Consider the following 9,578-nt stretch of genomic DNA (forward strand, 5'->3'; position numbering starts at 1 on the left):
CCGTGAGTTTCCGGCTAACGCGGCTCTCGCGTCATCGAGAGATAGGTCGGGTCGAACTCGGCGATCTGCTGCAGCTTCTGCCAGTCGAGGATCGTCACCGTATGGGCCGCCCAGGCGATCACGCCGCTGTTGCGCAGCGCGCTGATGACGCGGTTCATATGCACCACCGACAGACCGAGCACATCGGAGAGCTCGGCTTGCGAAACGGGCAGATGGAAGCTCATGCCGTTGGTGCGCTTGACCACCTGCAGCCTGACGAACAGATGCGCCAGATGCGAGACCTTCGAGCGCCGGCCCATGGCGACGATCCACTCGCGGTGGATGGCGCCGTCGATCAGCGTGTCGAGCCACAACAGCCACGTCAGGTGCGGCGCCCGCTCGGTGATGCTGCGCAGCTTCGAATGATCTGCCAGGATGACGCGGCAGGGCGAGAGCGCGATGACGCCATGGTCCATGGTCTTCAACAGGAAGGCGTAGAGGTCGACGAAATCGCCAGGAACCTGCAGCGAGGTGAATTGCCGGCCGCCATCGGCAAGCACCTTGTAGCGGGCAGCGAGGCCGTCGAGGATGAGTGTGCTGTAGGCCGGCCGCGATCCGGACGCGACGACATCCTGCCCGGCGGCGAAGCTGCGCTCTCCCGCCATCAAATTGCCGAGCAGCGCCTGCTCCTCACCCGATAGGCTGTCGTGCTGGCCGAGATTCAGGAAAAGCGATTCAAGCATTCATGTCTTCCATGAGCGAGCCGAGCGGCCCGGTCACAGGGGATGTCACAGGGGATTCAAGAACAGGCACGTTTGACGAGGTATGGGGTTGTTGGTCAAAGCGCGCTAACATTTGATACTTCGGCGCCTTTTCCCCGGCGAAATGCCGACGAACGCATTGCGGCCGGCGTCGCCGATCGCCGGGACCTTCCGTTCCCGATGCCATGCCTTTCTGGAAGCGACGCAAGGTGGCGCGCCGGGAGCGTCGCGAAGGCAAGCCGAATCCGGATAATCCGATCCGTCGGCGACGTCGAACCTTTTGCGCCGGCCGGGGGATGCATGTCGGCTTCATTGATTCCTGAACATCGCGTGGCGGCGGATTTCATCGCCGCGCGGCGCGCCTGAACAGCCAAAGGAAAAGGCGCTGCCGCGAGGCAACGCCTTCGTTTTCGGGAAGCCGGCTGCTACCAGCGCTGCATGTTATACCAGTCGTCGATGTCGCGGCGCACGCGATCCTTCTCCAGGCCGTAGCGTTCCTGGATCTTGCCTTCGAGCTGGTCGCGCTTTCCCGCAATGCGGTCGAGGTCGTCGTCGGTGAGCTTGCCCCACTGTTCCTTGACCTTGCCCTTCATCTGCTTCCAATTGCCTTCGACGCGGTTCCAATCCATTGCCGGACCTCCTGTTGGACACGGAAGGCTAACGGCAACGCCGTCGCGAGGTTCCTGCCGAAAAGCTTTTCTGCGTCGAGATCCTGCACCGAGCCCAACGACACGGCCGAAGGAGGGTTCATCTGGCGGTCATATTGAACCGGCAAACTGGCAAGCGCTGAACCAGGCCCCTCCGGTCAGCATGTTCCCAAGACTTCTCTTGCCCGGCTCCTGGTCCGGGCTTCTTTTTAGACGCCGCTTCGAAGGGTGCCACAGATGGCCTGATCGTTCTTAAAAATCCGCGAGCAGCGGAACATTCGCCTGGCGCCGATGTTCTTGAATGCAGGATGGCGCGCAGCCCGCTTCTCCCCCGCGAAAAGCGCGCCACCCGGGGCTCAGGCCCGAGCAAGCCCGCCTCGGCCGTCCCTCGCCGGGACGGGCTTTATTGTGACGAGATTGGAAGACCATGCTCCACGAAGCAGCAAGGATCGCTGAAGAGGCCCATCGCGGACAAACGGACAAGACCGGCCGGCCCTATATCGAACACTTGCGACGCGTAGCCGATGCCGTCGAAACGCTTGATGAAAAGACCGTCGCTTACCTGCATGACGTCATTGAGAAGGGCGAGGGCTGGACGCTCGACCGCCTACAGTCGGCGGGTTTTGGATTCGTGGTCGTGGCTGCCGTCGATGCGCTGACAAGGCGTCTGGACGAGAGCGAAGAGGGCTTCATCTGTCGCGCCGTCTCCAATGAACTGGCGCGACCGGTAAAGGAGGCGGATCTCAAGGACAATCTTTGGCAGGCTCACCAGGCGGGTGCTCCGGCGGAGAGATACGAGACCGGCCTGACCATCCTTGATCGTCTGGATGCAAGGGGGTGAACCTTAATGCATGTCGTCCAGAAGTGTGCAGCGGTTCTGGGACAACGACATGCAGCAAAACAAAGGCTTAAAGCGCGTCGCCTGAATCCGCTTCAGCGCGACGCGCTTTAAGACTGCGATGCGATCGCCTTGGCCTCGCGAATAAGCGAGCTCCAGTTCAAGCCGGCCAGATAGATGAGTTCGAGCGCCTGCGCTTCGCTTATTTCCGTTTCACTCACCAGCCGCTGCACGAACTCGTCCAAGGGTAGGGTGGTTCTCATTCCAGATCGGGTCGTCGTCCGCCGTTGCCCTTTCTCTTCCAAGGTCCAACGCCTTGTCGGCTGGCTCGTTGCCCTCGGCTGGTTGGCTCTCGATCGCAACACCATCTTCGGAAGTATTATTTTGAAAAGCCTTGTCGATCAGGAAATTTAGCGCTATGTATGGAAGATCGATCTTGCTGAAAGAACGTTGTTTTCGCGCTAAATGGCGCACTTACGATCTTCCCTCTCAATTTCGAAGATAGCGTCGCTCGGCGATTGTCGGGCGCGTATAATTTTGCGTCGATTTGTAAGGAGATCGCAATGACTACTGGAACGGTGAAGTTCTTCAATGCCACCAAGGGTTTCGGCTTTATCGAGCAGGGCGGCGGCCAGCCGGACGTGTTCGTCCATATTTCAGCCGTGGAGCGCGCAGGGCTGCGCTCTCTGGTCGAGGGCCAGAAGGTCAGCTTCGACATCGTGAAGGATGCTCGCAACGGCAAGAGCTCGGCAGACAATCTGCAAGCCGCCTGATCACAGCGCCTCGGGGTCCTTTGACCACGGATGTACTGGCATCGGCCGCACACGCGCGTTGGAGAAGGTCGGGCTGTGCCCGGCCTTTTTTGTTCTAATGCATGTCGCGCAAAAGTGACCTCGGTTTTGCGACAACGACATGCATCAAGCAACGACCTAAAGCGCGTCGCGTGAATCCGTTTCGACGCGACGCGCTTTAGGCAATTCCTGGAAAAGTGTGACGCGCTTTTTCGTCCGGAATTGCGTGAAACAAGGAGAAAACAATGAAGTCGCTACCGGATACCGGCCTGTTCAAGCCGGTCCCATCCCGCACGGAAGCCAAGACCGACACGACGTCCCGCGTCGCGCGACAGATACAGGACCTGGAAGCGGCTGCCCGGGCTGCCAAGACAAAGCGGTTGCGCGAAGCCAGGCTGGCGCAAGAGGCCGACGCACCTCCCGTCGCGCCGAAGAAACCAGCCCGCAAGCGCTAGCCGGCAAAGGCTGGCCGGCAGGTCATACTGCGAGAGCAGGCAGGAGGAAGTTTCCAGGGCGCCCCGATTGGTTGAACGCAGTGGCCTCGACCCCAAGTTCGCCAATCGCATGACGCGACTGATGGGGGAGAGCGAGGCTTTTATGCGCCCCGATCCACCTGAAGCAGGTGTTCCATGGACCCGTCCGGCAAGGATCGCTCGCTGAGCGCTCTTTCCAGATCGTTGCGATTGTCGCGGCCGCTGGCATCGGGCAGGTCGAGCGCGGTAAGCGCCTGTTCATCGAATTCCACGATCGCCCCATAGAGTTGCGCGACTTGCAGAACCAACTCCTCGATGTCCTCGCGGGCGATGTTTTCGGCGAGATTTAGGAGCCTTATCTCCTCAGCCACCACGACCAGATTCACGACTCCGTGAGCCCACAGGGCGGTCTGTACCCGGCTGTGGGCGTCGTCTCTCAGCTTGTTTGTGTATCTTATCCGCATGGAAAACCCTCCCTTTCACGGACGGTTTGTCCCTTTGATTCAATCATGCTCCCCTGGCCCTGGAATGGCAAGTGGAAATTAAAAAAATAGAAACGATATCAGTCAGTTATGATAGAGCACGTAGTGCTTGGTAGACGCATCGTTGGCATCGTTGGTCTGTTGCGGTTTTGACTCACAGAGCGACCTTGACGTTTCATTGGACGTAACCTAGTTAATTGCAAAATAAGACATATACTAACTCGTGGCATTTGTAGCCTTTAAAGGGAGGCACATGTGGCTGAACTTGAGCGTCCGCAGCGTTTGCAGATCATGCTCAATGACGAAGAACTCGCGGCTCTGGAGAACTGGCGCTTTGAAAAGCGCATGCCCAGCCGCTCCGCGGCGGTGCGGGAGCTTTTGCGCCGCGGCCTCGCCTCGGAAGGGTTTCTGATGGCGGAAATCGGGATCAAGTCGCAGGATTTCGGCGTCGTGCGACCGGCGAAAGCGCACGGCGACGCCGAGAACTCGGCCGATTAGGATGTTGCCTTTATGCAGTCCGGCGCTACCTTCAGCATATGACAAAAATCGGGGGGATTATCCGCCAGGACGCAAGCGCTGACGCACGCCTGGCGGCCATCGTCGATTCTTCCTACGATGCCATCATCGGCAAGGATCTGAACAGCATCATCACCGATTGGAACCAGGCGGCTGAACGCGTCTTCGGCTACAGCGCTGAAGAGGCCATCGGCCAGTCGATCCTGATGCTGATCCCCGATCATATGCAGAACGAGGAGAGCGAGATCATCGCTCGGATCCGCGGGGGTGAGCGCATTCCTAGCTTCGAGACCACCCGAAGGCGCAAGGACGGATCGCTGGTTGCCGTTTCGCTGACCATCTCGCCGATCAAGAACAGTGCCGGCGACATCGTCGGCGCATCGAAAATCGCCCGCGACATCACCGCCGCCAAGGAAAGCGAGCGCCGCATCCGGCTTCTGATGCGCGAAGTCAACCATCGGGTAAAGAACCAGTTCGCGGTGATCCTGTCGATGGTCAGGGAAACCAGCAAGCGCTCGACCGATCCTGTCGAGTTCGAGCAGATGATCCGCTCGCGCATCATGGCGCTGTCGCGCTCGCACGATTTGCTTGTCACCTCGGAATGGGCCGGCGCCAGCCTTTTCGACCTGATCCAGGAGCATTTGAAGCCCTTCGGCCACGAAGAGCGCATCTCGCTTTCCGGGCCGCTGCTTACGCTGCAGTCCAATGCGGTGCAGAATCTCGGCATGGCCTTCCATGAGCTCGGCACCAACTCGGCCAAATACGGCGCGCTGGCGGCCGAGGGCGGCCGCGTCGAAATCACCTGGAAGGTCGAGGCCGGCCCCGAGGCGCAGCGGCGCTTTCATCTTCTGTGGCACGAGACGTCCGGGGCGACAGCAAGCGAAGCCGGGCGGAACGCGGCCGACCGCAAGGGTTTCGGCGACCGCAAGGGTTTCGCCGACCGCAAGGGTTTCGGCACGGTGGTGCTGCAGCGGGTGGCGCCGCAGTCGCTGAGCGGTTCCTCAAGCCTCGAACGCGCTCCCGGCAGCGTGAAGTGGGAGCTCGACGCGCCGCTCGAGGCAATCGTCGTGCCGCAGCTGGGGGCGGAGGACGAAACCGACTTCAGCCTCTGAGAGGCTGCGCCCCCTGGCGCGCGGGGCTGCCCACCCGGTCGGCACCTTGCAGCTTCATAGAAGCGTAATTACATCAATGGCTAAGCGTGCGATGTCCACGCGAATGCAATTGCTTTGGTCAAGCTTCATCCATGGAGGTTGTCATGGCAAGCAAACTGATGGAAGCAAGACGGAGCCAGGACTGGATCACTCTGGTCCTCGCGATTTGCCTGTTCATCTCACCCTGGGTCATCGGATTCACCGCGGCGATGGTGCCCGCGTGGAACGCCTGGATAGTCGGCGTTCTGCTCGGCGCGCTGGCGCTCGCGACGCTTTCGGTGTTCGCCGAATGGGAGGAATGGGTAAACGTCGTCCTCGGGCTCTGGCTGATCGTGTCGCCCTGGCTGCTGGGCTTTGCGGCCGACACGCATGTCATGGCCACGCACGTCGTGCTCGGCGTGCTGGTGGTCGCGGCATCGGCCTGGGCCGTCTGGGACTTCCGTCATCCCCACGCGCATGCGTGAGCGGTGACTGAGCGGGAGCCCGCCGCGCAAGCGGCGAGCCCCTGGTATTGCGGTATCGGGGCATCGGGCTGGACGGTGATTGCGGCGTTCACGCAATTGCTGCAAGCGGGAACCTTTTGGTGCATTCTTGGGAATGGTCTCGATGCTCAACCCCGACACCCCCGCCAAATGCTGCTCCTATTGCGGCGGCCGCGACCATGATTTCGAGGAATGCCCGAAGCGAAAGGCCGACGCGGAGAAGGAAAAGGTGGCGCGGGCGGCTGACGCTATGCCTTTGTTCGCCAGCGAAGATCCCGCGGCAAAATCCTAGGGCCGCGATCCTTCGCGCCCGCTGTCCCGCCGACATCCACGTTGTCCGCTCCAGCACTCATCCGCTCGGGAGCACCCGCAGCCTCCGCAAAGATCTTGCCCTTGATCCCGCCTCGCGCCATCGAGGCACGGTCGGGCGCCCGCGCGCCGCGCCCTGACTTTTTCTGGGATGGTCGCGGAACGGCGTTGATCCGGTCTATGATCACGACGGGGGTACGCGGTGGCGGACATCATCTCGATCAGAACAGGCGCGGAGCCTGCCGGACGGCTGTCGGCGGGACGCTTGCGGCTGGTCGCCTTCACGGCGATCGCCGCGTTCATGATCGCCGGTCCGGCCGTGGATCAAATCTTCGGGGTGCAGACGCCATGGCTGCGCTCCTGGACCATGTTCAGCGCGATCGGGCTGGGCGTCATCGACGCTTCCTTCGAAATCCGCCAGCCGGACGGCGCGCTCATCCCGCTCGACCGGTTCGAGATGCTCGGCGCTCCTCGCGGCGGCAGGCTGAAGCGGATCGCAAGCCGCGAGGAACTGGCATCCGTCGTCAAGCGGCTCTGCACGGCCGCCGGGCAGGGCGCCGACATCCGCGTCCGCGCCCGGCTGGGCACGCGCAGCGGCTGGCAGATAATCCATACCGATGCCGAAAATGCCTGCGCCGGCTGACGCGATCACCGATTGGATGAGCTGGCGTTCGGCGCACACCGTGGCGGCGCGCTTCGTCGGCTGGGCGGTCGGTACGGAGGGATCGTCGCGCTCGTCCGCATTGATCCGCATCGGCCTGGCGATGCTGTTCTGGTCGCGCTGGGCCGGCGAATTGCTGCTCTACAGGGACCAGTCGGCGATCGGCCTGTTTCTGGCAGCCAACTTCTTCGTCGCGACGACGCTGCTGTTCGTTGGCTATCAGAGCCGCGCCGCCGCTGTCTGGGCCGGGTCGGTCGGGCTGGTGATGTATTATTATTTCGGCCACCAGCTTGGGCGCGAGCCCTGGACTCACCACCATACCTATCTGCTCGCCGTCGCGGCACTTCTGGTCGCGCTCACCCCATGCGGCCGCTCCTATTCGCTGGACCGCTACCTGGCGGTGGCGCACGCCGAGCGCAGGGGCATTGCGCCGCCGGCGGAGCGCGGCAATCTGTGGGGGCTGCGGCTGATCGTGGTGCAGCTGTCGGTGCTCTATTTCTTCGCCGCCTTCGACAAGTCGAACCATGCCTTTCTGAGCGGCGCGCGGATCGAGCAGATCTTCCTCTGGTTCTATGCGGGTTCGGATTACCCGGCCGGCCTTGCCTTGCCCGCCACGATCGTATCCTTCGGCGTGGTCGCGCTCGAATATGGCCTTGCCTTCGGCCTGCCGTTCCGTGCGACGAGGCGCTATCTGGTCCTGCCGGGCCTGGCCTTTCACGCCATCATCTATCTGACGCTGCCGGTCTATACGTTCAGCGCGACCATGGCGTTGCTCTATCTTGCCTATTTCGATGCGGATGCCGTGGACAGGATCATCGCGCGGCTCCAGGGGATCGGACCGACACCGACTGCCAGAGGGGAAATTTCGTGAAGCGTGGTTTGTCGTTCCCGGGCGCCGTCGTCGTCGCGGCCACCGGCCTGGCCATGGTCTGGGGCTCGGCGCGTGCCGGCAGCGCGGCGGACTATTATCCCAGGCGCGCGTGGGACGCCTTCAACGGCGGCCAGATGAACACATCGATCCTGGTGTTCCGCGACCGCAACAGGAACGGGATCTACGATCTCGGCGACCGGCCGATGTCGCATGTGGCCGTCGAGCTCGGCAAGCCGAATGGCGACACCATCATGCGATGGACCAATGTCAGCGGCTTTGCCAACTTCCGGATGTCGGTTCTCCAGCGCAATCTCGAGGTTGTCGATCCCGGACATTATTCGTTCCGGGTCGTGCCTCCGCCAGGCTTTTCCGTCACCACCGCAAACGCGTCCCAGGAAAGCGATTATGCGGCTTCCCCCGGCTCGCCGGGCGACATGATCGCACAGCGCACGACGCATCCGGTCGGCCTTGCGGCGGACCTGACGATCAGCGGCGTAGCCGCTCCCGGGGCGCGAATTTCCCTCACCGGGCCTGACGGGGCAGGCGTCGCCGCCAAGGTCGATCCGGATGGGCGCTTCAGCGCGCCCGTGACATCAGGCGAATGGCTGGTCGAGGTTTCGGCCGACGGAGCGACTGAGCGGCGCAAAATCGTGGTCGACGAGGCGCCCGTCGTGCTCTCCGCGTTTTCGGGCAAGGGCGGGCCCGCCGAGGGGCCGCTGCCCCGACAGCACGTCGTCGGCTTCGACGACCTTATGACGACGTCGGGCGTGTTCGAAATTCCGTCCGGCTATGGCGGGCTCGACTGGTACAATCTCGTTGCCATGCACCAGCGTTTCACCGACGGCCCGGGTTACATCAACACGACGATGTCCGGCGAATTCATCGCCTATAACAGCTCAGGCCACCCCGGGCAGGTGTTCAGCGACAAGCCGTTCGATTTCACGGGCGCCTATTTCGGCGTCGGCTGGAACGACGCCGAGGGCGAGACGCTTGTTCTCAAGGCCTGGCGGGGCGACCAGCCGGCCTATGAGGATCAGCTTGTGCTGTCCGCGAGCGGCCCGGTCTATTTCGCGGCCGACTACACGCGTATCACGCGGCTCGAGATCCGGACACGGCACTCCTGGCAGGCCGCGATGGACGACTTCGCCTACCGCACCGGTCCGTAGAGCAATTCCAGGAAAACTGCGCAGCGGTTTTCCGTCCGCGCGCAAACAAAGACTTGAAGCAGGTCCGTTTGATCCGCTTTGGCGCGACGCGCCTTAAGGTCAAGCCGCGTCAGCAAGACGATCGCCAGGAAGCGCCGCAGGAACCGACGTTGCCGGAATGACCGGAACCGGTGTTGTGATGGCCGGCGCCGCCACCGCCGCCCGAACTGCCATTGCCGCCGGTTCCACCATTGCCGGTGCCGCCGTTGCCACCATTCCCGGCGGAGCCGCCGTTGCCGGCGCCACCGTTGCCGCCGTCGCCGCCATTTCCGCCGGAGCCGCCATTGCCGGCGCCACCGTTGCCGCCGTTACCACCATTCCCGCCGGAACCGCCATTGCCGGCGCCACCGTTGCCGCCGTCGCCGCCATTTCCGCCGGAGCCGCCATTGCCGGCGCCACCGTTGCCGCCGTT

General features: G+C 62.6%; 15 protein-coding genes. 11 read left to right on the top strand and 4 right to left on the bottom strand.

Annotation, left to right across the window (positions count from 1 at the left end; all coding sequences use genetic code 11):
• Positions 1-14: 14 nt before the first annotated feature.
• Both FJ424_RS03435 and FJ424_RS03440 read right to left on the bottom strand, forming a co-directional pair.
• A complete protein-coding gene (locus tag FJ424_RS03435) occupies positions 15-722 on the bottom strand; it encodes a Crp/Fnr family transcriptional regulator (RefSeq protein WP_140651985.1) in 708 nt (235 codons plus the stop codon).
• Between the two features lie 443 nt (positions 723-1,165).
• On the bottom strand, positions 1,166-1,369 hold the full coding sequence (locus FJ424_RS03440) for a CsbD family protein (protein ID WP_140640927.1): 204 nt from the start codon (positions 1,367-1,369) through the stop codon (positions 1,166-1,168).
• A 445-nt stretch (positions 1,370-1,814) separates the two neighbouring features.
• Between FJ424_RS03440 and FJ424_RS03445 the strand changes: the two genes are divergently transcribed.
• On the top strand, positions 1,815-2,228 hold the full coding sequence (locus tag FJ424_RS03445; protein WP_140651983.1) for an HD domain-containing protein: 414 nt from the start codon (positions 1,815-1,817) through the stop codon (positions 2,226-2,228).
• 107 nt (positions 2,229-2,335) lie between these two features.
• Here FJ424_RS03445 and FJ424_RS34270 read toward each other — a convergent pair whose 3' ends face one another.
• Positions 2,336-2,470, bottom strand: coding sequence for a hypothetical protein (locus FJ424_RS34270; RefSeq protein WP_281405421.1), 135 nt, complete (start codon positions 2,468-2,470; stop codon positions 2,336-2,338).
• 318 nt (positions 2,471-2,788) lie between these two features.
• Between FJ424_RS34270 and FJ424_RS03455 the strand changes: the two genes are divergently transcribed.
• Together FJ424_RS03455 and FJ424_RS03460 are read left to right on the top strand one after the other, a co-directional pair.
• Positions 2,789-2,998 carry a cold-shock protein gene (locus tag FJ424_RS03455; RefSeq protein WP_140640931.1) on the top strand — a complete coding sequence of 70 codons (210 nt, stop codon included), beginning with the start codon at positions 2,789-2,791 and terminating at the stop codon, positions 2,996-2,998.
• A 263-nt stretch (positions 2,999-3,261) separates the two neighbouring features.
• On the top strand, positions 3,262-3,471 hold the full coding sequence (locus FJ424_RS03460) for a hypothetical protein (RefSeq protein WP_140640933.1): 210 nt from the start codon (positions 3,262-3,264) through the stop codon (positions 3,469-3,471).
• A gap of 140 nt (positions 3,472-3,611) precedes the next feature.
• Here the strand turns inward: FJ424_RS03460 and FJ424_RS03465 are convergent, their stop codons facing one another.
• Complete coding sequence (locus FJ424_RS03465; RefSeq protein WP_140640935.1) at positions 3,612-3,875, bottom strand: hypothetical protein; 264 nt, start codon at positions 3,873-3,875, stop codon at positions 3,612-3,614.
• 351 nt (positions 3,876-4,226) lie between these two features.
• Between FJ424_RS03465 and FJ424_RS03470 the strand changes: the two genes are divergently transcribed.
• From FJ424_RS03470 to FJ424_RS03500, 8 genes are all read left to right on the top strand, one after another.
• Positions 4,227-4,469: a hypothetical protein gene (locus FJ424_RS03470; RefSeq protein ID WP_140640937.1), complete on the top strand. Its 243-nt coding sequence runs from the start codon at positions 4,227-4,229 to the stop codon at positions 4,467-4,469.
• 38 nt (positions 4,470-4,507) lie between these two features.
• On the top strand, positions 4,508-5,599 hold the full coding sequence (locus FJ424_RS03475) for a PAS domain S-box protein (RefSeq protein ID WP_140640939.1): 1,092 nt from the start codon (positions 4,508-4,510) through the stop codon (positions 5,597-5,599).
• Positions 5,600-5,742: 143 nt separating this feature from the next.
• A complete protein-coding gene (locus tag FJ424_RS03480) occupies positions 5,743-6,102 on the top strand; it encodes an SPW repeat protein (RefSeq protein WP_140651981.1) in 360 nt (119 codons plus the stop codon).
• 142 nt (positions 6,103-6,244) lie between these two features.
• Positions 6,245-6,412, top strand: coding sequence for a hypothetical protein (locus tag FJ424_RS33415; RefSeq protein WP_181181987.1), 168 nt, complete (start codon positions 6,245-6,247; stop codon positions 6,410-6,412).
• Positions 6,413-6,631: 219 nt separating this feature from the next.
• Positions 6,632-7,072, top strand: coding sequence for a hypothetical protein (locus FJ424_RS03485; RefSeq protein WP_140651979.1), 441 nt, complete (start codon positions 6,632-6,634; stop codon positions 7,070-7,072).
• Positions 7,056-7,961 (top strand): HTTM domain-containing protein, encoded by a 906-nt coding sequence (locus tag FJ424_RS03490; RefSeq protein WP_181181986.1) that lies wholly within the window; start codon positions 7,056-7,058, stop codon positions 7,959-7,961. The genes FJ424_RS03485 and FJ424_RS03490 overlap by 17 nt, the downstream gene beginning before the upstream one ends.
• Positions 7,958-9,127, top strand: a complete 1,170-nt coding sequence (locus tag FJ424_RS03495; RefSeq protein ID WP_140651976.1) for an SdrD B-like domain-containing protein — start codon at positions 7,958-7,960, stop codon at positions 9,125-9,127. The genes FJ424_RS03490 and FJ424_RS03495 overlap by 4 nt, the downstream gene beginning before the upstream one ends.
• Positions 9,128-9,284: 157 nt before the next feature.
• Positions 9,285-9,578, top strand: a 294-nt coding sequence (locus tag FJ424_RS03500; RefSeq protein ID WP_181183372.1) for a hypothetical protein, incomplete at its 3' end; no start/stop codon positions are given.

The sequence above is a fragment of the Mesorhizobium sp. B3-1-8 genome (assembly GCF_006439495.1).
In the GTDB taxonomy this organism is placed as follows: Bacteria; Pseudomonadota; Alphaproteobacteria; order Rhizobiales; family Rhizobiaceae; genus Mesorhizobium.